This is a genomic window from Thermogemmatispora tikiterensis (assembly GCF_003268475.1).
Lineage (GTDB): Bacteria > Chloroflexota > Ktedonobacteria > Ktedonobacterales > Ktedonobacteraceae > Thermogemmatispora > Thermogemmatispora tikiterensis.
Genome location: NZ_MCIF01000002.1, coordinates 3670 through 26883, shown reverse-complemented (window position 1 = coordinate 26883; position 23214 = coordinate 3670). Strand labels below are relative to the sequence as shown.

Genomic DNA, 23214 nt, shown 5'->3' with positions numbered 1-23214 from the left:
ACGTGGCAGAGGTGAACCCGGCTTACACGAGCCAGCTCTGTTCGCACTGCGGGCAGCGAGGAACCCGTCGCCGGCATCGCTTCACCTGCCCACACTGCGGGGCCGAGGAGCATGCCGACATCAATGCAGCGCGCAACATTCGAGCGCGTGCACGCTGTACTGTCCTGCGGGGCAGTGGGCTGCTGTCAACCAGCCCCGAAGCCCGGGCCGATGAGGCTGCGGGCAAGCCCCTGGCTTGAGCCGGGGGTCGTTGACTGACGCAAACATTTATTGCGAATGAACTGAACAATGCGAAGAGGCTCATCTATGGCTGCGTATTGCCTCTGGTTTCCGTCCAGTTTGGATTCGTAGATCAGCATCGGATGGTCCTTCTCCTCTTCAATCAGCACACATTCGGAGAGACGTTTGCGACGTTCCTCGTGTGTTTCAGGATGCAAGGGACCAGAGAGGTAGCCCACCAGTACACCGAAAAGTTCTTCCACACCGTGACGGAAAGCGCTCTTGTCCCGCCCGTCATCTAACTGGTAGCAGCCACCTGAGACTCACCGTAGGCAAACTTCCATAGACACGAAAGGTTCTCTTCGCCTTCTAACGTACCTGATATCCCCTAGATTGGTCAAGACGATCTATCACAGTTCGTTGATTGAAGAAACGCCCATTCATCCCCGGCTTGGAAAGACCGGGGCTTTCTGGGCCAAACAACTGTAAGCCTGCGTTGACTCCTTCCTCATATGTTAGGGGGGCAGCTCCGGTGTGATGTCCAGCAAGCGCCTATCGATTGCCAGGGAGCTGGACTAGAGCCAGCCTCCAAAACGATGAAGATGCCAGCGTTTGACCAGCTCTGTCAGCAGACAATAGCCGCTCAGCACAAGCAGTAGCCAGAGGAAGTAGATGGGAGGAAGGGGCACCAGACTCAGCAGCGCTCCCAGAGGTGTCATTGGGAGCAAGAAGCCCACAGCCAGTGCGCCTCCGCTTGCCAGGAGGAGCGAAAGAGCCGCTCGACTGTGGAGGAAGGGAATACGATGGGTGCGCAGCAGATGCACAGCCAGAATCTGTGAGGATAGTCCTTCCAGAAACCAGCCTGACTGGAAGAGAGGAGCACTTGTAACAGTACGTGCACCGAAGAACCACCAGAGAATCAGGAACGTCAGGATGTCAAAGAGCGAACTCAGGGGGCCCATGATTAGCATCAAGCGCAGCAACGGAGCAAGATGCCAGCGATGAGGTTCCTGAAGCTCCTCCGGATCGAGGTGATCCCAGGCGAGAGAGATCTGGGTCAGATCATATAACACGTTTTGCATGAGCAATTGCGCGGGAAGCATTGGCAGGAATGGAAGGAAGAGGCTTGCCAGCAAAATGCTGAGCGCATTGCCAAAGTTTGAGCTGATGGTGATCGCCAGATATTTCCCAATGGTCCGGGATACCCGGCGGCCCACGCGTATCCCTGCAGCCAGCCGTGCCAGCTCGCTCGTTTGCATCAGCACCATGGCAGCAGTCTGCGTACTCCCCGTGGCTCCGCTCACCGCCAGCCCGATGTCAGCGCGTCGTAAGGCCGGCAAATCGTTGAGTCCGTCGCCCAGATAGCCCACCACCGCGCCTGACTGCTGGAGTGCGCGCACGATCAAAGCTTTCTGTAGCGGCGTGATACTCGCAAAGATGTCGGTTTGCCCGGCTAACATCGCCAGGTCGTTCTCGCTCAGCCCTTCTAGTTCCCAGCCCAGAAGGACACGCCGGCTATCAAAACCCACTTCCTCTCCCAGGCGCACAGCGAGGCGCTCGTCATCGCCCGTTACCAGCTTGAGTCTGATGCCGCTTGCTCGCAGTGCTTCTATGCCCCTGTGGACCCCCTGGCGAAGCGTCTGGCTCAAGCCGAGCAGCCCCGCAAAGATCAACTCTTGCTCCTCGGAGGCAAGCGCACGCGTACGCTGGGTCTCGACTGGCTTGTAGGCCACTGCCAGCACGCGTAAGCCCTGCTCTTGTAACGATCGGGCCAGACGTCTGATCTGGAGCCGGCTCACCTCGGTCAACGGCTGCACTCCTTCACGCGTTTCAACCGCAGAGGAAACGGCCAGCACTGGCTCAAAAGAGCCCTGACAGAGCAGCAGGGCTGCAGTCTGTCTCTGCATTGCTGACGCGCTCTCAGGTGAAGCGCTGACAATGGCAGAGGCTCGCTTTCGGATGGGATCAAAGGGCAACACCTCGCCGAAGACCACTCCTGCTGGGAGCCGGATACCTCTCTGACGTGCCGCTGTGAGAATCGCCTGTGCGAAAGGATCATTGCCCTGGGCCGCTCCTTGCTGTTGCGCCAGGACAGAGAGCGCTGCCAGGCGAAGAACCCTGTCCTGTTCCTGGCCAGAGACGTCGATCGCTGTCACGAGCTGCATCGCCGCCTCGGTTAGCGTGCCTGTCTTGTCCAGACAGAGCACTTCCAGTGCTCCCAGCATCTGGGCTACTGGCAGGTGTTTGACCACCAGACCCACACGGGCGAGCCCAATTACACCGCGGGCCAGCGCTGCCGTGACCACGAGCGGCAGCATCTCTGGGGTCAATCCTACACCGACTGCCAGTGCAAAGAGGACTGCTTCAGACCAGTCACCGCGAGTGATTCCCCGGATCAGCAACAGGCAGGCTATCATGAGTAAGAGGCTGACCAGCAGCACTTTGCTGACCTGGTTCAGTTCCTGCTGCAGCGCTGAGAGAAGCGGGCGCCTGAGGAATTGCCTGGCCAACCTGCTGAAGACGGTGGCGCTCCCCGTGGCGATCACAACAGCTACCGCTTTCCCTCGGATGACGTTGCACCCCATCAGGCAGAGATGGGGAGATTCGAGCAGAGCCAGAAGCGAACGATCAGTGCGACTGCGTAGGCGAGGTACAGCCTGTCCTCCCTGCTCACTGTCGTGTTTCTCGACCGGCATGGCCTCTCCGGTGAAGAGAGACTGATCCAGTAACACCGCCTGCGCGCTCACGAGACGGACATCGGCGGGCACAACCTGCCCCTCCTCAAGCAGGACCAGGTCCCCTGGAACCACCTCCTCTAGTGGAATCCGGCGAAGCATTGGCGCTGCCTGCTCATCGGCGCGGCGCAGGACCTGCACCGTCCTACTTACCGTCCTGGCGAGTGGACGAATGGTCTGCTCAGCTCGACGCTCCTGCCAGAAGCGCACGGCACCACTGCACAACAGCATCGCTGCCAGGAGCATCTCCTTGAACCAGCTCCGATCGGCAGGGCTGGTGAAGAAGAGATCACTCAGAAAAGAAGCCAGGCCCAGGCCAGCCAGTATCATGAGAAACGGGTTCCAGAAAGCCAGTAACAGACGGTGCCACCAGGGACGAGCACGCAGGTCGGGCAGGTAATGCGGCCCAATCTGCTGCAGACGCTGAGCAGCCACGGCGTCCGTGAGGCCAAGCAAGCTGGCTCCAAGCAGGCGCAGCGTCTGTGCCAGATCACAGTGGAGCACCTGCTGGAGCTGTGGATGTCCCGAAAAAGTGTAACCCTCGACTGCTCTGCCCCAACGACGTGCCACGTGTTTCAACATAGGCTCCCTTTCTCCAGATGGCCTACCTTACTCCTCTCATGATCAGTTGTTGGGCAAACAAACGCTGAATCAGCGTTCATAGCGGGCTGGACGAGATCTTCCGACAAAGGGAGCAAGGTAGGAGAACCTTGCTCCAGTGCTCGCTCCAGTAGCATACTGCCCTCGCCAGCAGCCAGTCAAGCCAGCCATGCGGGCACCGTTCGTCAAGCGCGCTGTTCCATATCAGCAGTTGGAAGCTGAAACAGTAGAGCACGCCTGGCTGCCAGAGATGTGGGGGCGAGGGCAGAAGCGATAAGGCCAGGTGCTATCTCTGCTGCCCTTCCAGTTTACCACTCGCCCTCTAGGGATGAAGTGCCTGCCAGACCTGATACGCAATGAGCACCGTCATGAGGATCACATAGATCCGCAATACCCAGAGCAGCACCAGCAAACCTGGTCCGAGCCGGCGCCGCTCCAGTGGCACTTTGCTCTCAGCAAACTGGTCAGGTTCAAGGGCCTCGCGCACCCAGGCGAGATCGTGCTCTGTGTTCATATGCGCTGGTGGTAGTTTGTCCATGTCTCCTCCTCTCTGATCAAGACTCCCTCCAGACTGCTCCTGCTCAGGAAGGCAACAGCCCTGGAAATACTGTGGCGATCCCGTAGACCAGACCGGCCAGGCAGATAAAGAGCGTCACCGTCACCGACAGGAGATTGGCCAGGGGACCATTCGCTTGCTCTCCCATGATGTCGCGATCGTTCACGAGCACCGTGAGAAAGACCAGCGCCGGTGGCATGGACAGGACTGCATAGACATTGACGATGAGCACAATGAACTCCAACGGAGCATTGGGGATCAGCACAAGAGCTGCAGCCAACCCAGCCGCCAGCAGCAGCACGCAGTAGAAGGGCCATCCTTCACGCAGCGACCGATTGAGGCTATGTGGCTGCCTGGTCACTTCCCCGAAGGCATAGGCCGAGGAAGAGGCGATCGTAATCGCCGCCAGCAGCCCGGCCTCGGTGATGCCCAGCGCAAAGAGCGCCGCCCCAACGCTCCCCACGTAGGGCTGCAAAGCCCGGGCAAAATCTGCCCCGGCGAATGAGGAGGCATTGATATGATGAAAGAACAGCGGGTTGGTCGCAATGGCGGTGGCGATGCCAGCAATGGCGGCCAGCAGGGCACCCAGAGCCGTATCCAGGCGCCCATACGCAATGTCCTGTCTCGCCACTCCCTTGTCGACAGCCGCACTTTGCTGGAAGAAAAGCATCCAGGGTGTCACCGTGGCCCCGATATCCGCGAGCAAGAGCAAGAGCGTCGTCTTATCCCAACTCGGGAAAGGGCGCCCAGTCAGGAAAGCCTTCACCAACTGCTGAGGGTCTGGATGAGCCAACACTGCCACCGGAATGAAGACCAGGTTGAAAAGGGCGAGCGCCAGACTGAGGCGCTCCCAGGTCCAGTAGCGGCGCGTCAGTACGACCAGGACAATGACCGAGAGAGCTAGCAGCACGGCAAGCAAAGGCGGAACGCCAAAGAAGCCCAGCCCGGCCCGAATCCCGATAAACTCGGTGACCAGGGTCATCAGGTTGCCGAGCGCCAGGTCGAAGAGGGCGAACGTGCCCCAGAACGGCCCAAAGCGCTCAAAGATCAGCTCGGCATGCCCCCGATGCGTCGTCGCTGCCAGACGTACTGTCATCTCCTGCACGATGAAGGCCATGAGGAAGGTCAGAAGAATAAATGGCAGGAAAAAGCCCGGACCATAGGTGGCCCCTGTGGCAGCATAGGAGAGCATGCTCGGTGCATCGTTCTCTCCGAGCATCACCAGCACGCCGGGGCCAATCAGCAGCCAGAGCAGGGAGAGCCACCCCCAGCGATGGCCACGCGCTCGTGCGACACGCAGACGATCACGAGCCCGCTTGAGGTCCTCACTGGTCAGCGGAGGAATCTCTGGCGACGATGGGATGATTGTGTGGGCCATGATTCTTACCTCCAGCGGAGCGACTGCCAGAGCCATCGCACCAGCCAGCGGCTCGCCAGTCGCTTCTTGTTAATATTTTTGACTTATCTAATATCAAATTTTGTAATCATAAAATTTGCTGGGCCAGAGAAAAGCACGAGGTCGAAGTGATCTCGTGCAGACGGCTTCTCGCGCTGGCTAGTGCATCTGTCGCACAACACCAGCACTTTCCTGGCATGGCCCCGAATCCTCCCTTGGGAGGACCAGGGCCCTCATTGGGAGAGCGAGCGCTTCTTCTTCTCCTGCTGGTCACCAGGGGAGGAGGAGCACCCGCTCCACGCAGGGTCAACCGTTGAGTCAGTGGCCAAGTGCCAGCTCCACAACCTTGACAACCAGCAGCACCATGGCCACAATCAAGTAGGCCCGCAGCGTGACCATCCCCACCCAGCGCGTCAGCGACCAGCTCGGGCGAGGTATCTCCTGAAGAGGCGGCATTTGCCAGTCTTCTTTCTTCATCCGCATCAGGGTCTCCAGCTCAGGGTCAGGACCCCGGCGCAGGCGTCGAATGGCTGCCAGAACGCCCAGCGTCAGCAAGACAGCCAGCAGGATAGCGAACACCACCCTGGTCAGCAACATCGCATCCACAGTGGGGAAGAGCGTGGTCATCGCCAGGATGAAGGAGAGCGCTACCAACAGCCCCACGATCACCGTAGCAACGGCATTGAGCCAGAAACGATTGACCCAGGGTCCGAGCACTGCTCGATCGTTGCAGAGTAGCACCAGAAACACCGTCGCGCTGGGCAGGAGAATGCCAGCCAGTGCCTGGACGGCGAAGGTCAGCAGTCCCAATGGGGCACTGGGGATCAGGACCAAGCCACCTGCCAGCACAATGAGCAGGATGTAGACGCTATAGAAGAGCCTGGCCTCGTGGAACCTGCGGTGCAGGGAATGGGCTACAGAGAAGACGTCACCGACTGCGTAGGCTGTCGATAGGGTGACGGCGCAGGCCCCAAGCATCGAGGCATTCAGCAGGATGATCATCAACAGGGCCCCCATGATCGGGTGACCCAGTGCAGCATACGCTTGCGCCGTCGTTCCTGCATCGACGAAGTTATTAAAGTACTTTGTTCCAGCAAAAGCAAAGGCTGCGGCAATGATCAGCCCCGCTGCCTCGATATTGGTCAATAGACTCCCAATGATCGTGTCCAGCCGCTCATAGCGCAGCCAGCGGGGAGTGATACGCTTATCCACGACATTGGACTGCTGGAAGAAGAGTTGCCAGGGAGCCACCGTTGTGCCGACAATGGCGATGATCGTGAGCAGTGCGTTGGCGTTCAGGCCGCCAGCGACTCCGGGGATGAACGTATCGTGCAGAATAGGTCCCCAGGCCGGGTGGGGCAAGAAGGCAATGGGGATCATGAGCAGGCTCACCAGGCAATTGATCCACATGACCCGCTCCCAGCGGCGAAAGCTGCCGGTGATCACGATGGCAATCAGGCCGAGTATGCCCACAGGAATGGAAATCAGGGGGCTGACTCCGAAGTAGTTGAGGGCCATGGCAAACCCGATGAACTCTGTGACCAGCGTCAGGTAATTGACCAGAAAGAGGTCGAGGAACGAGAACAGGCCCCAGAATTTGCCGAACCGCTCGAAGATCAGTCGGGCGTGACCAACGCGCGTCACGGCGCCCAGGCGAGCCACCATCTCCTGGTTGACGATGAGCACAGGGATCAGAATGAGCAAGGTCCAGAGCAGACTGGTGCCATAGTTCTGGCCCGCCTGGGTATAGGTTGCGACCCCGCCCGCATCGTTATCGCCGATCATGGTGACCAGTCCTGGCCCCATGATGATCAGCAGGGTGGTTAACCGTTTTAGCCAGCCCTGGCGCGGCGGTTGAGCGGTCTGTGACAGGGTCCCCCAGGCCCCTTGAATGTCTCCGATATGGGCCGGATCAAGCTGCGCCGGAGCCGTAGTCAGCTGTGGCTCTGTCATCTGCTGCATGAATTACCTCCTTGAAGTGGTGATAGGGTCCAGCGAGGGTGGCAGCAAGGACAGACCAGGCATAGGCTGCCAGTCGACCGGTCTGGGAGCCGGCCCGACTATGGAAAGGTGACCCAGATGCTGCACGAGAGCCAGATCAGACGCCACCGTCCTCGGTGCCGGTCAGCCATCACACGGAAAGGAATCTGGCGGCTTAGGCCAGGCCGCGTCGCCCTCTTCCACTACCGGCGGAGATCCTGGTGGTACGCTGAAGTGCAACAGCGCCTGCCGCTGGCAAGCCGTCGGCTTCCAGCGCAGCAAATGGGGCTGATGAGGATGAGGATGCTGTTAAGACTGCGAAGCGCACTCTGAAGAGTGCCGTGCGCGGACCGGAAGGAACGAAAGAATACGTTCTCCACCGCAGGCAGCTTCCTCCCTCACGCCCTGGACACTCGTACGGACTCAAATCGTCCGTTGCGAGTACGAGGCGTGAGGAAACTCTGCCCGCAGGCAGAGACCAGTCAGGAGCGAGCCTCGTACCCACAACGGAGGAGAGTCGCCTTCCCTTCAGAACAGGCTATACCTGGACTTCCAGGGTCAGGTTCCATCGAAGTGATCCTTCTCTCCTCTGCTTGGGTCGCTAATGTTCTGAGAGAAGAAGACTCCTCTGCTGAAGGAGTCCTCTCTATCCCTATCCCCTGGTAGGGGATATCTTCCGTTAGGAAGTATAGCCCGCGAAGTGAGGCATTGTCAAGAGCCCCCCATGAACTGAGACCGCTACTGCGACGGGCCTCCCTTTGCCACCACGACTAGCTCGCCTATCAAGGACGCCCGTAGCTCGCTGGTGTTGACCACCATCCTCTTCTCTTTTCGTAAGGCGACGAGGAGAAACATCTCCTCTAGTCTGGTAGTGGCATTCCTAACGGGGAGCGATGGGCCTCCAGCAGAAGGTGACCTTGTGCCACTTGACAGCTCTCTATCCCAGCGACTATACTTGCTCCTGCTCATATCCCCCAGTGGGGGATATAGCAAGAGGAACATCCTTCACAGAGGTGTCGTTTCTCTCACAAGAGTGTCAAGCCAAACAGAGGAGGAAAGGATCGCAGCGATGGAGGCTGACCCTGGCAGTCCAGTGAGAGTCTCTCCTGAAGAAAAGGCAACCTTTCTCCGTTGTGGGTACAAGGCACGATGCAGAGAAGCCCATGCCTGGCGCCAGTAAGCGCAGTTTCCTCCTGCCTCGCACTCGCAACGGGCGGTCTAAGGAACAGGTGTCTGGGGCATGCTGAAAGGATTTGCCCCTTACCAGTGTGCCGCAGCAAAGCTTTTCCGCCTTTCTCTCAGGAGGGTACTTATTCCTCTCTTTGCCCGTAGAAAAGCTGACTCATCTTTCTCTCCAGCTTCGCTGGAAGAGCTGGAAGAGAGTGGCTTGGCAACCGAAGGCGCGTTACTGCGCAATGTTGCTTGCAGCTCTGGCAAGAGTACTACAAAGCCCATGTGACGCGATGTGCCAGTGCTCTTCCTACGGTCTCTCTTTCCTGGCGCTTATGCACTGCTGCCTGGTTGCCTTTTCCCGGTCCAGCCTGAATGGCTCGATTGGATGGCTGGCCCTCTGTTGCTCGCCTTTCTCAGCTATCCCTTCTCTGGATATCCATTACCATCTCAGGCAAGGAGGAATCATATGCAGCAGATGATGAAGCCACCGCTGATCTCAGCTGCGGCACAGCCTATCTTCTCGTACAAGAGAGGCAGGGAGAAGGCCTTGGGGCACGCTGTGGCAGACGACCCCGCCATGGTGCTGGAGCTGGTTGAAACGGCTGGCAGCCCTGTTGATCATCATGCATCCACGGCTGATCTCTCTCATGAGAGAGCAGGATACACGGAGGCTGACCCAGTTATTGACTGGTAGAGACGGGGGTGTCACTCCCCTTGAGGGGTAACACCATGCCCAGGCGAGCGTCAGCACCAGACTGGAGCAGTCCAGGCCTCCTCTCAGCATGCAGGGCAAAGCGCGCTCCAGGCTGCCGTTCCTGTGAGCAAGGGTTATGGCGTGAAGCCTGGCTCCTATAGAATGCGGAAAGGAGAGCATCATGGCACTGCTGTTCCCATTCGTCATACGGGTGATGACGGCCCTCCTGTGGGGCGCCATCACGGTTTGGAGCGCCAGTATCGCCGGCGTACCGCAGGGTTACGGACCTGTGCACTCGTGACAACAGGATCGGCCTTGTTCGTCTTGACAACAGCGCTGATAGGCTTTGACACCCGCACTGCGGCACAGGTGGTCTCTGGCGTTGGCCTCATCTGCTCTGGAGTCATTCCCGCGATGGGAGAGATCAACGTCCGCGGCCTCAACACAACGGGAACGCTCTGGCGTGCCTCAGCCATAGGGGTATTGGCAGGCGTAGGCCAGCCAGGACTGGCCGGGCCGAGCGCCTCCATGATCGTCGCCGTTCTTCTAATGCTTCGTCCACTTTCTGTGCAGATCAACCGTCAGAGTCAGCAGCGAGAGAGGAGAGGGCTGCTGCTGCACTATCAGGTCCAGTTGGCCTGTCCCAGCGAGTCTGAAATACCTATTCGCTCCTTACTCTTTCAGCAGACCCAGGGAGGGCCACTGGTGCTGCAATCGCTGGAGAGTGAAGACTCGCCTGACCCCAGATGTATCATGGTGCGCGCAGAGCTGCAGAGTGAAGGAGTGCAGACGCAGGCAGTTGAACAGCTGGTAGCACAGTTGAGCCTGGAGCCTCCGGTCTCTGCTATTCGCTGGAGTATTCGCGCAGCACACCTTGCTGACGAAGAGAGCGGTGAGCAGGTGACATACGCTCCCGAGGAGCCGTTGGCGGCGTTGATCCGTCGGCCAGTGCGCAGCACACGTCTGGGGAGCGTGGTTGACAGGAGAGAGGGGTGAGCTGATGTCTGGGCCAGGGAAGCCAGACGCTCAACTGAAACGATCCACTCGTTGGGGCCAGTGGATGATCTTCCTTCGCCTGCTCGGTCCGGTCGTCCTGGCGATGTTGGTTGTCCCCTGGCACAAGCTGGCCTTAGCCAGCGCTTTTGTCCTGATACTTACCCTCACATTCGCGCTCTTGGTGATGATCTTGCTGCTGATTATGAGCCAGTGGGCCGTCAGGCCAAGCAGGGACAGAAGAGAAGGACAGGGATGTGATAGCAGAACAGCGTCAGCTCTTACGCCCCCTAACCAGAAACCTTCTCCCTGAGACCGGAAGGAGGCAGGCAGATCTATTGATCCCTGAATCAGAGAGCCGTCACGCGTACGCTGGCCGCTGTACCATCATAGAAGCAGCAGATTTGGGCCGTTGAGATCGGCCCCGCATTCTAGCGGCACGAGTGAGCGCAGCTACTGGTATCAGGGAATCTGCGCGTTATAGCTCAACCATAAAGGCGTGCCGCCGGGGACCCCTGGATTCATCCAGGGGAGGAAGGCGGCCCCCTCTGGCTCTTTGCCAGCGGTTGACATAGCAGCCTCTCTCCTGGCATCTTTGTGCCATGAGGCTTCAAGGCACTGACCTGTGAGGAAGCCTCGGCTTCGCCTCACCTGGCGGAGGGAGAGTCAACCCAGTCACCATGCTTTGCTGTCCTCCGGGGCAGTGGGCTGTTGTCGAAGTGGCCCTGAAGCCCGGGCCGCTGCGGCTGCGGGCAAGCCCCTGGCTTGAGCCGGGGGTCGTTGACAAGCTCCTAACCCTCGCCAGGCCTTTTCTTCGCCTGGCTTGCACCCCCAGCAGGCACGAAGTAGAGATCCTTTGACAATTGAATGAATACGAGACGTCCTGGCCAAGAGATCGACGCCTTGCGGTCATAGCGAAAGGGGAGAAAGAAGCCTGCGAAGGAGAACGCTGCAAGCGGGCCTGCTGCTCTTGCCCTGCCCTCAATTAGCAAGAGGAGAGCAGGCGGCAGCCGCAGCCAAGGTGTCAGGCCACACAACGACTCGGAATCGTGAGCTGGCACCTGCACGATTGCGTCAGCTCTATGTGGGCGGGACCTGGGCTCTCTGCGGCGACAAGAGCGACCCAATCGAGTTCAAGTGCGGCGGAAAGGCTCGCTGCTCTCCTGGGGAGCTCTCCCCTGCCTGCCATAGAGGTGGAAACTTTGGAGGGTTTCTGGCCACTCAGGCTCAATACCCAGCAGGGGGCCAGTATTGCCCGCGATGTGGTAGGCCCCAGCCTCAAGTGGCTATTGACTTCCTCAAGCTGCTGTCTGCACTGTAACCACAGAGCACCTCACCCCTACGGATTTTATCAGGGTGGCGACCACAAGACCTCTGGGGGAAACCAGGGGGGAGAGATGGCCCCCCTGGAGCAGCATGCTGGTTTGTATGTATCCTGTGATCATGTGTAGAACCGTTGCCTATCGTTATCGGATCTGCCTGATGCAGAGGCAACGAACTCTACTCTTGAGTACCTTTGAGTGAGGAGGGCCACTATCCAGACGTGGCCCTTGCTCGCAGAGCTTGCCGAAGGAGATGGACAGGCGGCCCTCCCTGGAGTGAGGATCAACACCGCCCGCGCCCGAATCGGCTGCACGTAGAGGCCAGGGAATGTCTAGCATCCCAGCAGGATGCACGGCTGCTGATGATCGCCTCCACAACAGTGGAAGGCGCTTCCATATCCTGGCCTGGCTGGATCACCTGATAGTGATGGCCCACGACAGCGAGGCCCTTGTCATCGTATCGCTGCCGCGTCCGCGCTGGTGCGACCTCCATTCCAGGAAGGACTGCCAAAGGAAAGAAGAAAGGAAATCACCGAATGTTTCTCTCCCGTATGCCGCCAGCGGCCTCGGTGGGCTGCTCCGCCGCCTCCTCGTTCGTTTCCAGCGCAAACACCCCTGCCTCTTCCTGGTAGGTAAAGATCTCTGCATAGCGGCCCAAGTCAATGATCGTCTGCAGCTGCGCCTCCGCTTCCCCCTCGCTGAAATGCTCTCGCAGGCGTTCGAGATAACGCTCCTCGTCTACGCGATGACCCGGTGCGGCGGCCAGGTCCTCGGCAATGCGGCGCAGCAGGGCGATGCGTGCCAGCGCCTGCTGGCGAAAGAGCCGCTTCTCCTCCTGCACGTCCGCCTCAGCGAGCTGGCGCCCCACTGCTGTCAGCACCGGATCTCCCTCCTCTGTGCGGAGCCAGGTAGCAGGAGGCACCTGGACCAGCAGCTGCCCTCCCTGCCAGCAGACCCAGAGGGCCAGTAGCCCGAGCAGGCCCAGGATCAGCAGGGCGCCCCCTCGCCGCAGCCAGGACCGAGGCCGCTCGTGGTGAGCAGGCTGCAAGCCAGGCAGCAGCGCCGAAGTTCCCGCCGGCTGCGGCTGCAGGCGGTTGAGCAGCTGAGCCACCGCCTCCCAGAGGGGCTGTCCCACATGCTGCCGCAGCCAGTGCAGTGCCGGCGAGGCCCGCAGCAGATCGAGCACCAGCGAACGCGGCGGCGCTGCTTCGGCCTGCTCTTCCAGCGTAAAGCGCTCAGCCCAGGCGACCAGGGGACGCCAGAGACAGACGTCGAGCAGGACAATCAGACCGATCAAGGTGAGCAGCCCAAGGGTCAGTGCCCAGGGGTCGCCCCGGTCGGCAGCGAGCTGGAGATAGGAGCCGAGGCCGGGCAGCCGGAAGGAGCGATCCCCCAGCGAAAATTGCTCGGAGGCCATCAGGAAGAACCAGCCACCGGCCCAGCTCATCATGCTGTTCCAGACCAGGCCAATGGTGGCAGCAGCAAGTTCCAGCTTCAAGAAGCGCTGCCAGGGTCGTAACCGCAGCAAACGACAGACATCAACCAGATCACGGGGCAGTGTCAGCACAGCATGGTAGAAGCTAAAGGTCATATTCCAGGCCTGGCTGGTAAAGATCAGCAGGATACTGGCCAATTCCAGCCCGAGATTGCTCCGTGGAAACGCTGCTACCAGAGCCAGCACCACCGCCGGTAAGCCGGCATTGTACCGGCGCAGGGCCTGCTATCGCTCGCTGTAGCCCTGCTCGGAGGCCAGATAGTCCGGACTGAACAAGAGCAAGACGATCGAGGCGTGGGCCAAGGCGCTGGCACGTTCCTGGTCGACGTCGTAGCCAGGGCGAACCAGGCCGTCGTGCCAGAGCGAGATCACCCCCTCCTGTTCGAGCGGCTGAAGGGCGGTCTTGCTAACTAAGGCGATCGTACGGGCTGAGGAGGGCACTAGAAGCGCTCATCAGCCACATCCGCTGATGCTGGAGGCACCAGTCGAGCAGGAACCACTCATCCCGCTGGCTGGCGCCGCCTGACAGTACCAGGACCCCATCGCCGAGGGCCTGGTCGGCCTGAGTGTACACGATACGGCGCGCTCTTAGAGAGGCTGCTCCCTGTCCTCAAGCGTTTGAGGACAAGGAGCAACATGCCAGCCAGGCTTACTGATCAGCCGGTCAGCCAAAGCTGGCCTCTCAGTCGAGGGATCGAGCTGGAGGCGTCAGATCTCGATCGGGTACAGGCGGCGCCGCGGCAGGCTGGCACGATCTGGCTCCTGAAGGCCCTTCAAGTACCGGGACTTCCTCAGACTTCCCCAGACCGGCAGCTTGCACCGGTTGCTCTCTCCTCTCAGATCAGAGCGCCGTCCAGCCAACAACATCAACCGTGCCGTTGCTGGCTGTCGCTACGGCTACAGGTTTCCCACCGCTTAGACTCCCGTAGAAAACCGTCGTTTCCTCGATCAGGTTATTGCCGTAGGCTAGCGGTTTAGACCCTGTCATGGCATAGAGGTGACCATCACGGGAGATGAGGGACCAGAGCGCAGGCACCGCCTGATCCAGGCTATAGCTGCTCCCCTGTTCCAGGTTCGCCAGCACGCGAGGCTGACCATGACCATCGCTGCTGAGCACAGCGAGCTGAAAAGTGGCCTGGTATGGTGCGCCAGACATGAGCACCAGTAACGTCCTCGTCGTAGCGGCCCGTATGCTTTCTACGCAGCTTTCGGGATTCTGTGCCGAAGCCAGCTGACGGTAGATGGTCGTCTGAGAACCCCCCACCGCTGGCTCGCTCACGATGGTGGAGATTGCTGGTCCTGATCGTTCGCATGTAGAGACAAAGAGACGCGAACCGTCAGGACTGGTATCTACTGCTACTTCTGTAAAGCGAACATTTTCTTCTATTACATCATTCCATACAGGATTGGCTGGATTAGTGCTTTTGTTGACATCGATAAGGTAGAGGTTCATTGGCAGCGGCGGCGAGCCGCAGGTGACACGGCTTTCTGTAACGATGTAGGCCTGGCTGCTGTTAAGCCAGGTCAAAGGGATGGCGATCGCGCAAAATTGTGTGTATAGCAAGAGCTGCCGTAAGTTCCCGGTCCTGATATCCAGAAGCGTCATCAGGCTGGTAGTGCCTTGCAAATCGGCAGACAGGAGAACATGGCGCTCGTCGGGCGACCAGGCAAAGCGAACCGGGGGATAGCCAGTATAGCTGATGATGCCCCGTCCTTCGAAGGCGCTGAAGGCTCCGCCCTTCGGGGTATAGGGCAGCTTAGGGAAGCAATAGAGAGTTTGGAGGCCCTGTCCATCCATGCGTACCATCTGGAGCAGCGCTGCATGGTTGGGGTCGCGCTGCGGATCTGGCAGGCTGAGAAACATAATCCATTGCCCATCGGCAGAGACCTGGGCCTCGCTGATGAGCAAGCCGCTGGTGATAATGGTTACTCGTTGACCGGTGGTAACGTCGTAGCGCACCAGGTGGCCGTGGGCGGTGGAGGTTTGCGACTGGCCTTCATTATAGATGTAGACAAGGTTCTGATGGCTTCCCAGAGCCAGCGGGCGCATGACTGCCGGGCGCGTACCGAAGGGGTTGGTGGGCGAGATGCCGGGGCAGGAGGTCTGAGTGACTGGCATGGGCACGCTTTTCCGGGGCGCGGGAGTAGAAGTCGGCGGATGTTGCGCCGGCCCCGTAGGCGTTGCTGTCGCTTGCTGGAGGCCGGAGCCGCCGCCTCCAGAAATGCTGATAGATGCACTACAACCCGTCAGGATGAGACAGAAGAAAACCACTAGCCAGCTTATTGTCCTGACTGTACTCCGTGCGATCATGCTCATGGCTTCACCTCTGCAATGGGCCTCAGATCTTCGTTGAGACACTCGGAAGCGTATGCTTTGGGGCACTCTCACTGCTTCATTTAGCATCTGCAGCCGCAGGCAGCTATGAGCCGTTTCACGGTGACATTGTTGACTCATTCACAGCTGTCTATCTACCGAACCAGCCTTCCTTACCGCCATCTTCAGATGAGTCAGGGCTTCGTGCAGATCCTGGCGCAGACCAGACACTGGCGGTGAGAAGCGGAGGCCCCTCCCAGAGGCTTTCGGCGGGGCTTTCTCGTCGGGGAGTGGGGTCGGTCGTGATCGGGGATGTCTTCCTGCTGCTTCTCGCTTTGCTCTGCACACTGCGCTAGCAGAGCAGCCAGAAATCGTAGCGCTGGATGGGATGAGGAGGTAGAGTAGACGAAAGCGCCAGGCAACGTCGGGGTAATCGTCGAACGCTGATGCTTCATCCGCCTCGGGAATGCGCCTGTCGTCATGGATATTGTGGCGCGTTGCGACGGCGAGGAGACTCGTAGGTCTGGCTGGGACTATGCTTGTTGAGGCTGAGCGAGACAGCAGGCACCGCCGTTGGGCGGTTCCATGAGCCGATCGAGATCGGTACCAGAGAGCGCTGCGTTTTGGACGCTGCAAGATGCTGTCCAGACAAGCGCACAGTAAGCGAGGCGAGAGCTGGTGCTCAACGAGCAAGGAAAGCATGCAGGCGTGCAGTGAGCGTGATGATCTCCGCCTTTCCTCCTCGTGGAGCCTCTGGCCATTCCGTGACGTGCACACCCCGGTATTGCTGGGGGGCCCCACGATGACGAGCCACTAGATGCAGATGCAGATGTGGCACGTCATCACCTAGCACAAAAGCATATACATGCTCCGCCTTGAGTATCTCCTTAAGAGCCCGGCTAAGCCTGCTCATCAGCAGTCCGATTGCCTGGGCCTCCTCCACAGTCAGATCCGCCAGCTCCGGCGCGTGACGTAGCGGCTCAATCATCAGGTAGCCCAGATAGACCAATCCTTGCCGGTTGGGAAACAGATGCGTTGCCTGTACTAACTCATCTCGATAGATCAGTCCTCCAGGAATAGCAATCTCGCCTCGTACCTTCTGGCAGACGAAACAGGCAGCGGCTGGCTTCATAGGGTCTTCCTTTGGAGAGCAGGCCGCAGCAGCACTATGCTCTCTCGCTTTCAATCGCCGACGGGCAGAGGAGCTGCTTCAGACCTAGCAGCCCCTAGCTCTTTCAATCCCAAACGGGCAGGACCGCTGATTCAGACGGTACCCCTTCTAAGATAGCATCTGGAGCGGCCTCCGTCAAGCAGATTCGATGATCCCCAAAAAAAACGGTCACTAGTGACCGCTCTAGAGCGGTCATGATGCCAGGCACTTTGCCACTCCGTGCACTTCAGAAGCCATTCCGTGGTCGGGCCTGGGGGCCAGCAGCGACGGACCGTTTCCAGCGTGGAGAGGAGACAAAGGGCGGCTCCATCGAGGAGACGCACGAGGAGGGGAACATGCCTCTGATACCGTTGTTGTAATGAGATGCTCGTCACTTCGAGGATCGCGGCACCCGGCTTCCCACGCAGCGATCCTCGAATGGCTTTCCAGGCCGTCTGAGGGCCAACATGGCTGGCATGATGACCGCTTTTTTGGGATCATCGAAAAAGCTTGACGGAGACGGCTCCAGATGCTACGCTAGAGGGGGTACCGTCAGAATCAGTGAAGCGGCCCGTCTGGGATTGAAACTCAGCTTCTCAACGGGTGGGTACTCCCAAAAGTTTTTTGGGTCAGAATCAGTGAAGCGGCCCGTCTGGGATTGAAACAGGATCATCATCAAATGTCGGGCTAGCCAGTCGCAACGTCAGAATCAGTGAAGCGGCCCGTCTGGGATTGAAACAAGAGATACATACCTGGGCCGGCCACGCGCCCGCTCAGTCAGAATCAGTGAAGCGGCCCGTCTGGGATTGAAACTATCCCTCCGAGGCGGCAAGCAGCACCCCGCCTGCGTCAGAATCAGTGAAGCGGCCCGTCTGGGATTGAAACAGAACCGCCAGGTTGAGTAGCCATCGCGGTTCCCTATGGTCAGAATCAGTGAAGCGGCCCGTCTGGGATTGAAACAGGAATCCCTCCCGGTACTCATCAAATGCCTCCTCGGTCAGAATCAGTGAAGCGGCCCGTCTGGGATTGAAACCGCAGGAAGAAGGTTCGCCGATCCCCCGTTGCCGGGTGGGTCAGAATCAGTGAAGCGGCCCGTCTGGGATTGAAACGTGAAGGATAACGCCATTGACAGTGCAGCGAGAGCTGGGGGGCTTGCTTGAGCCTGGCAGGCCCTGCCGGGAGAAAGAGCGGGTTCCCCCTGACAGGACCGGTGCTTCCGCAAAGGAGACGATATGGGGAAGCACATGATCTGTCCCAACTGCCAGGGGACCGGCTTCAGTGCTGATGTCACCTGTCCCCAGTGCCTGGGCACCGGTTTGTTGAAGGAAGGTGACACCTGCAAGATGTGTGTGTGGTGGCGCTGGCGAGGTGGAGGTGAGATGGCCAGCTCCTCTCACGCTGGACTGGACCAGCGCAAGCTGGCAGGAAGCTTGTAACACGCTGGCTCAGTTGACGATGCCCGGGGGACGCCCATCGACCCCGGCATCGTTGAGACGGTCGTGCTGCTCAATCTCCTGGGCTTTCCAACCGTCCAGTCGTGCGAAGGCCATCTGGATCATGGCACGGCCTCTCCCTGGGTCACGGTGGTCGATCGGGCGCAGCAGCGGCGCTTCCTGCAGCAGTGGCAGCAGGTCTGTCAGTTCCAGGAGCAAGCCCACCGGAGCGGCCACCCTGCTGCTGTCGATCGCTCCTACCGTGCACTGGCCGAGCTTCAGGTGGCTCAGGCACAGTGGCAACAGGAGGAAACGCTGCGAGCGCGCCTGGTGGAGCTGGTGGATCACTTCTATTCTATGAGCAGCAACCCTGTGTCTTTCCTCCCACGCGGCTCCTGTTGCTGCGCCATCACCCGGGCTTCGATCGGAGACGGCCGGTCTCCGCGACAGCGCCGCCGCCGGAGGCGCTGCGGGCCGGCTATCTGCAGCGGGGGCAGGAGGAGATGTGGGCCTGGACGCGCTCTCTGCGCCAGCGTTGGGAAGCGCAACGCGCTGCCCAGGAGGCGGCGCGGGCCTGGGAGGTAGCACCGGGCCGCGGCTCTGTCGACCGGAGCGCGTCGCCTGCGTTTCCTCGTCGCTGACCTGGACCTGCCCTGCCCGTGCCCGCACGGTCGTTCGCAGGCAGGGCGAGCCTGCCGGTCCACAGGGCTTCCCTGCCAGCCAGCAGGGCCTGCCGGCACAGCCGATCCGATCACCGAGGGACAAGGCAGACCAGCAGCCAGTCAGGCGGACAGGGAGAGAAGAAGAGAGCCAGAGAGGCGGGCTGGGCCGTTCCTCCCAGGGGCGAGCACGGCTTCCCCTCCCTTCACCCGCGTTGCTGGCGCGCTTCCTCTTCCGCCCAGGGAGTGGCCCGGGCGATCAGCCACCCGCCCGCGGTCTCTGCCCACAGGCGCTGGCCCTGCTCATCCGCCTCCAGCCGATCCTGCTCCAGCCTGGGCTGCCACCAGGTGCAGGGGCTGGTACCCGGCTCGCTCAGTGGCTGCTGGGGCACTCACCCACCGCCCAGGGGCGGAGGCACCCGCTCTTTCCCCCTCACCACGGGGTGCTCACGAGATCCCCGACGCCTGCGCCTCGCACGAGCGGGAGGCTTCCACCGGACGGACGACCAGCGGCAGCCTCGTCGTCCCCACCTGCCACCAGCACGCGGTGCCTTCCCAGCACAGCTCCAGGGCCTCCGGGGGCGGACAGCCCAGCGCCTGCCACTGCGCCGCGGCAGCCTCCAGCTGCTGCCACCACTGCGCCGCTTCTCTCCCCTGCGCCCGCACCCGCCAGCTGGAGGCCGTCTCCTCCTCCAGATGCACCAGGGCCTGCTGCTGCGGCTGCAAACAATTCACCATCCACTGGCCTGCCCGCGTGCGCCCCACCGTGCCAAAGGCGCCAGTCGCCCACTGCAGCCACCACCGCCCAGCAGGCTCCTGGAGGGCCTGGGGCACCAGGCCCGTAGCCGGCTCGTGCCACTGGCGAGCCGGCTGGCGACTCAGCTCATTGAGGACCTGCAAGCAGAAGCGCTCCCCCGTCAAGGGCATGAAGGCGCACGGCTCCGGCAGGCAATGTCCTCTTCCCTGGAGCCTGCCCGGCTCCGCCTCTGCGGCCTCTGCGCGCTCCAGCACCAGCAGCCGCCCTTCCTGCAGCCCCCCTTGCAGCGGCAACACGAGGCGCCCCCCCGGGGCCAGTTGGCGCAACCAGGCCAGTGAGAGCGAGGCCGCACTGGCTGTCACCAGCAGGCGCTCATAGGGCGCTGCTGGTGCATAGCCCAGCCAGCCATCGGCCCTGATCACACGGACCGGTCCCACCGTCCGCAGCAGCGCCTCGCGGGCCTGCACTGCCAGCTCTGGCACCACCTCGACGGTGACCACGCGTCGAGGCTCTCCTGTCAGCCAGGCCAGCAGGGCCGCCGTGTAGCCGGTGCCTGTCCCGATCTCCAACACCTGCTGGCCCGGCTGCACCTCCAGGGCCTCCAGCATGCGCGCCATATAGGAAGGCATGGAGCTGGAGCTGCTTGGCCAGTCCCCGTCCAGGCGCGTGACCAGCACCTGATCGGTATAGACAAGTTCCAGCCAGCGCTCGGGCCCGCAGGCCTCTGCCTGCCAGGACTGCCAGCCTCGACCGTCTCCCGTCCGCACGTAGCAATGAGAGACAAATGCTTCGCGTGGCAGCGTTGCAAAAGCGGCAGCCACCCGCGCGGACCGCAGCACTCCGCAGCGCCGCAGGTGCGCCACGAGCTGCGCGCGGAGCTCCTGGCTCCGCCGGGTTTCCTCTTCACTCACCACAGACCCACCTCCTCGGGCGAGGCCAGGACGGTGGCCATCGCCGCGGCGAGTGGCACGCCCGTCTGTTGTTCTAACCAGTACCATTGACCTGCGGGATTTAACTCTAAGAACACTTCTTCTCCCTCGGGAGTGACGATCAGATCCACTGCGGCAAACTGCAGCCGAAAGTGACGCAGCAGACCCACCAGGCGACGCTCGGTTTCGGAGGAAAGCTGGCGCCGTCCATAGCGGAGATCAGTATAGCAGCGACGCCAGTCCAGCCGCGTGCGTTCAGACGCTTGCGAATAGATCTCGAAGGCAAAGATCTGCTGCCCCATCACGACCACCCGGAGCTCCAGCGCCTTGGGGATCTCCTCCTGGAAGAGGGTGGGAGCACTCCGCACCCCTTCTAGCCAACCAGCATGCTCAGGCAGGACTCGCTGGGTATAGACCACCTGAGTCTCTGTGAGCGGGGGCGTTGCTGGCAACAGCTCCCGCGCCAGCGCCTTGCAGATGACTCGCCCCTGGCACTGCTCCAGAAAAGCTCGCGCCGCTGCCGGGTCCGTGGTCAACAGCGTGCGGGGAATGCGCCAGCCCAACTGCACGGCTGCCTGCAGTTGGGCTGGTTTATACTCCGCCGCTTGCAGCCGCTCGCGCTGATTGACCCAGCACGGACGGAGCCACCAGCAAGGCGGTGAGGCGGAAGGTGCTGCTCTCTGGGGCTGGCCCGACGACGTCAACAAGACAGGCCGTTCAGCCAGGACCCCCAGGAAGCCACGAGCGGTCTCATGCTGGATGAAGGTCTGAACGGCTGGCGCATAGGCGTCAGCCGCCTGAGGGAAGCGAGGCCGTCGCCACCAGACGCTCAGCACCTCCTCAATCTTCCAGGAGGCTTCTCGGGGACAAAGACAGAGGCCCTGCCAGTTCGGGACACTGGTGCTCAGCGTGGCTGTCAGCGGGGAGTGGGCCAGCAGTGTCGGCAGCTCAGCCAGATCCAGGCAAACCGGCTGTACCCCGCGCCGCCGTAGCTCCTGGATCACCGGAGGCGCATGAGCATCTTCCGCCCGCGTGAGAATCAACACGATTGGTCGAGTCATGGGAGGCTTCTCCCCTTCTTCTCACCACCACACGACCGCGTCCTCCTGAGGCGATGAGTCCGCCTGCTGACCGGTGTTAGTGGGTGCTCCCCCAGAGATATCCTCATCGTCCAGATAGTCTGTGTGGGTCGGCCCATCAGGACCGGTCTGGTAGGGCGTTTCCGAAATGGTGAGATCATCCTCCCGTTCGCTCACCGGCTCCAGATAGTGCAGCAGGAAAGGAAGAGGGAACCGTTCGGGATCAGGCGTCAGGGGAGAATCAGTCATCTGCTCCTCCTCCAGGTCAGCGAAGGCCCCGCGCAGGGAACCTGTCCGAGCGGGGGAAAGAGGCTGGTCGACCGCCAGCCAGCAATCCTTCTGCAGCAGAACGCGACAGTAGATGGAGACAGAATCAGTATAGCCACACCTGCTGGTGCTGTCAAGCCAGGCCATGACTCTCAGCTGACGAGAGAGCAGCAGAGCAGCACTTTTGTCACCAACAGGTGGAGGCCGTGGAGCAAGCGCACTTGCCAGCGCGTGATGAGATCCGTGGCCCAATGGAAGATCTCTGCACAATCCCGTGGCTGACCTGCGCCAGTGTTTCCTTTCTGCCTGGAACGACGCCAGCGAAGGAGCTATGAACCCCTCCCGATCAGCGCCTGAGGAGGCAGTATCTCCCCCCGCCAGCTGCTCAAGGCCCTGCTGTGCTGTCCTGGACGCCAGGCCCATCCCGAGCGCCTGCTGTACCCCAGGCCGTTGATGACAGATCGGGACCCCGGCAGGGACAAGGACCGTGGCCCCGTCTGGCTGAGGGTTTCCACGGGACCCGTTGAGCAAGGAGCGTGATCCGATGGCCCCCTTTCCGCAACCGCTGACCGGCTGGCCTGCAAGACTGCCGGCCTGCCCGCGCTGTGGGCAGTGGCAAGCTCAGGCTCAGCCCAATCCAACAGCTCAGCCTCACCTGACGCCGGTAGGCTCCGTTGCCAGGGCTACCAGGCCGGACGCCACCCAATCTGCTCGTCCTGATGAGATCTCGTCCATCCTGCCCAGAAAGGAGCCGTGACAGGCATGGCCTTCTGGCGTCGCCTCGGCCCTGCCCGACGCGCTCGCCGCCCTGGGCGCGCCGCCCTCTCCCCGGCAGCGCCAGTACCTGGACGACGTCCCGTATCTGTTGCCCAAAGATCCCCTCGAGGATCAGCGCCTCAACTATCAGCACCACGCCTTGTATCGTACGCTCAGTAATCACTACCTGGCCCCGCTCGCTCCCGAGCGCGTGCGCACCATCCTGGACGTGGGCACCGGCACCGGCATCTGGGCCTTCGAGATGCAGGCCCTCTTTCCTCACGCCCTCGTGGTGGGCGTCGACGTCTCCTTGCAATCCCTGCCCCAGCCGGTGCCCCCCACCTGCGTCTTTGTCCGGGCGAACGTGTTGGAAGGCTTGCCCTTTCCCGACGGCCACTTTTGTTAGACCCATCAGCGCCTGTTGGTGGCCGCCATTCCCGCCCAGGCCTGGCCCGGCGTCGTCCGTGAGCTGGTACGCGTGACGCGGCCTGCCACCCAGCGCCGCAAGACCGCCTCTCTCCGGACGCGCACCTCCTTGCCTTCCTCTCTCCACTGCTGTATACTCCTGTCTGAGGAAAGCTGTCGATCCGTCTCTCTCTCTTCCCAGCGGCGAGAACAAGGAGACAGTGATCTGGAGGTTCGTGATGGCCCCAGCGAGCGCTCAGCCTGATGCCGCAGCCCCTCCCCTCTTCCGGGTCTGGCTCTGC

19 protein-coding genes and 1 CRISPR repeat array are annotated in these 23214 nt (G+C 61.0%); of the genes, 6 read left to right on the top strand and 13 right to left on the bottom strand.

The genetic code is table 11. The features are described 5' to 3' along the window. A partial coding sequence (locus A4R35_RS00135; RefSeq protein WP_146747046.1) for a zinc ribbon domain-containing protein occupies window positions 1–239 on the top strand: 239 nt, incomplete at its 5' end. A 555-nt stretch (window positions 240–794) separates the two neighbouring features. Here the strand turns inward: A4R35_RS00135 and mgtA are convergent. The 4 genes from mgtA to A4R35_RS00115 all read right to left on the bottom strand — a co-directional run bounded on the left by mgtA (window position 795) and on the right by A4R35_RS00115 (window position 7468). Beyond that, complete coding sequence (gene mgtA, locus A4R35_RS00130; protein WP_112425379.1) at window positions 795–3536, bottom strand: magnesium-translocating P-type ATPase; 2742 nt, start codon at window positions 3534–3536, stop codon at window positions 795–797. 340 nt (window positions 3537–3876) lie between these two features. After that, the gene (locus A4R35_RS00125) at window positions 3877–4092 is read right to left on the bottom strand and encodes a hypothetical protein (protein ID WP_146747044.1); all 216 of its coding nucleotides are present in this window, start codon (window positions 4090–4092) and stop codon (window positions 3877–3879) included. A gap of 43 nt (window positions 4093–4135) precedes the next feature. Continuing rightward, entirely contained in the window at window positions 4136–5488 is a 1353-nt protein-coding gene (locus A4R35_RS00120; RefSeq protein ID WP_112433907.1) for an NRAMP family divalent metal transporter, read from the bottom strand. A 336-nt stretch (window positions 5489–5824) separates the two neighbouring features. Continuing rightward, window positions 5825–7468 carry an NRAMP family divalent metal transporter gene (locus tag A4R35_RS00115; protein WP_112425375.1) on the bottom strand — a complete coding sequence of 548 codons (1644 nt, stop codon included), beginning with the start codon at window positions 7466–7468 and terminating at the stop codon, window positions 5825–5827. A 1657-nt stretch (window positions 7469–9125) separates the two neighbouring features. On the opposite strand from A4R35_RS00115, the gene A4R35_RS00110 reads away from it, so the two are divergent. Further along, window positions 9126–9353, top strand: a complete 228-nt coding sequence (locus tag A4R35_RS00110; RefSeq protein ID WP_112425373.1) for a hypothetical protein — start codon at window positions 9126–9128, stop codon at window positions 9351–9353. A 297-nt stretch (window positions 9354–9650) separates the two neighbouring features. Beyond that, complete coding sequence (locus A4R35_RS00105; RefSeq protein ID WP_262982305.1) at window positions 9651–10349, top strand: MgtC/SapB family protein; 699 nt, start codon at window positions 9651–9653, stop codon at window positions 10347–10349. A 1848-nt stretch (window positions 10350–12197) separates the two neighbouring features. Here A4R35_RS00105 and A4R35_RS24030 read toward each other — a convergent pair. The 4 genes from A4R35_RS24030 to A4R35_RS00080 all read right to left on the bottom strand — a co-directional run bounded on the left by A4R35_RS24030 (window position 12198) and on the right by A4R35_RS00080 (window position 16609). After that, a complete protein-coding gene (locus A4R35_RS24030; protein WP_399355879.1) occupies window positions 12198–13352 on the bottom strand; it encodes an AAA-associated domain-containing protein in 1155 nt (384 codons plus the stop codon). A 36-nt stretch (window positions 13353–13388) separates the two neighbouring features. After that, the gene (locus A4R35_RS00090) at window positions 13389–13604 is read right to left on the bottom strand and encodes a TIR domain-containing protein (RefSeq protein WP_112425367.1); all 216 of its coding nucleotides are present in this window, start codon (window positions 13602–13604) and stop codon (window positions 13389–13391) included. Between the two features lie 400 nt (window positions 13605–14004). Beyond that, window positions 14005–15282, bottom strand: coding sequence for a TolB-like translocation protein (locus A4R35_RS00085; RefSeq protein ID WP_112425365.1), 1278 nt, complete (start codon window positions 15280–15282; stop codon window positions 14005–14007). An 877-nt stretch (window positions 15283–16159) separates the two neighbouring features. Further along, window positions 16160–16609, bottom strand: a complete 450-nt coding sequence (locus tag A4R35_RS00080; RefSeq protein WP_112425363.1) for an HIT family protein — start codon at window positions 16607–16609, stop codon at window positions 16160–16162. 569 nt (window positions 16610–17178) lie between these two features. Then, window positions 17179–17736: direct repeats of the CRISPR family, unit length 37 nt; unit sequence GTCAGAATCAGTGAAGCGGCCCGTCTGGGATTGAAAC. A gap of 123 nt (window positions 17737–17859) precedes the next feature. On the opposite strand from A4R35_RS00080, the gene A4R35_RS00075 reads away from it, so the two are divergent. Further along, window positions 17860–18063: a hypothetical protein gene (locus A4R35_RS00075; protein ID WP_112425361.1), complete on the top strand. Its 204-nt coding sequence runs from the start codon at window positions 17860–17862 to the stop codon at window positions 18061–18063. A 9-nt stretch (window positions 18064–18072) separates the two neighbouring features. On the opposite strand, the gene A4R35_RS00070 is transcribed toward A4R35_RS00075, so the two are convergent. After that, window positions 18073–18297 carry a hypothetical protein gene (locus tag A4R35_RS00070; RefSeq protein ID WP_146747042.1) on the bottom strand — a complete coding sequence of 75 codons (225 nt, stop codon included), beginning with the start codon at window positions 18295–18297 and terminating at the stop codon, window positions 18073–18075. Between the two features lie 59 nt (window positions 18298–18356). Between A4R35_RS00070 and A4R35_RS00065 the strand changes: the two genes are divergently transcribed. Continuing rightward, window positions 18357–18701: a hypothetical protein gene (locus tag A4R35_RS00065; RefSeq protein ID WP_146747041.1), complete on the top strand. Its 345-nt coding sequence runs from the start codon at window positions 18357–18359 to the stop codon at window positions 18699–18701. Window positions 18702–18925: 224 nt separating this feature from the next. Here A4R35_RS00065 and A4R35_RS00060 read toward each other — a convergent pair whose 3' ends face one another. Genes A4R35_RS00060 through A4R35_RS23765 form a run of 4 tightly spaced genes read right to left on the bottom strand, consistent with a single transcriptional unit; the run spans window position 18926 to window position 21733 of the window. After that, window positions 18926–19111 (bottom strand): hypothetical protein, encoded by a 186-nt coding sequence (locus A4R35_RS00060; protein WP_112425354.1) that lies wholly within the window; start codon window positions 19109–19111, stop codon window positions 18926–18928. 55 nt (window positions 19112–19166) lie between these two features. Continuing rightward, window positions 19167–20387: an rRNA adenine N-6-methyltransferase family protein gene (locus tag A4R35_RS00055; protein WP_189361143.1), complete on the bottom strand. Its 1221-nt coding sequence runs from the start codon at window positions 20385–20387 to the stop codon at window positions 19167–19169. Continuing rightward, window positions 20384–21466 carry a hypothetical protein gene (locus tag A4R35_RS00050; RefSeq protein WP_112425350.1) on the bottom strand — a complete coding sequence of 361 codons (1083 nt, stop codon included), beginning with the start codon at window positions 21464–21466 and terminating at the stop codon, window positions 20384–20386. The genes A4R35_RS00055 and A4R35_RS00050 overlap by 4 nt, the downstream gene beginning before the upstream one ends. Before the next feature lie 21 nt (window positions 21467–21487). Beyond that, entirely contained in the window at window positions 21488–21733 is a 246-nt protein-coding gene (locus A4R35_RS23765) for a hypothetical protein (protein WP_146747040.1), read from the bottom strand. A gap of 883 nt (window positions 21734–22616) precedes the next feature. Here A4R35_RS23765 and A4R35_RS00035 point away from each other — a divergent pair. Beyond that, window positions 22617–22913 (top strand): class I SAM-dependent methyltransferase, encoded by a 297-nt coding sequence (locus A4R35_RS00035; RefSeq protein WP_112425344.1) that lies wholly within the window; start codon window positions 22617–22619, stop codon window positions 22911–22913. The last annotated feature ends 301 nt before the right edge of the window (window positions 22914–23214 follow it).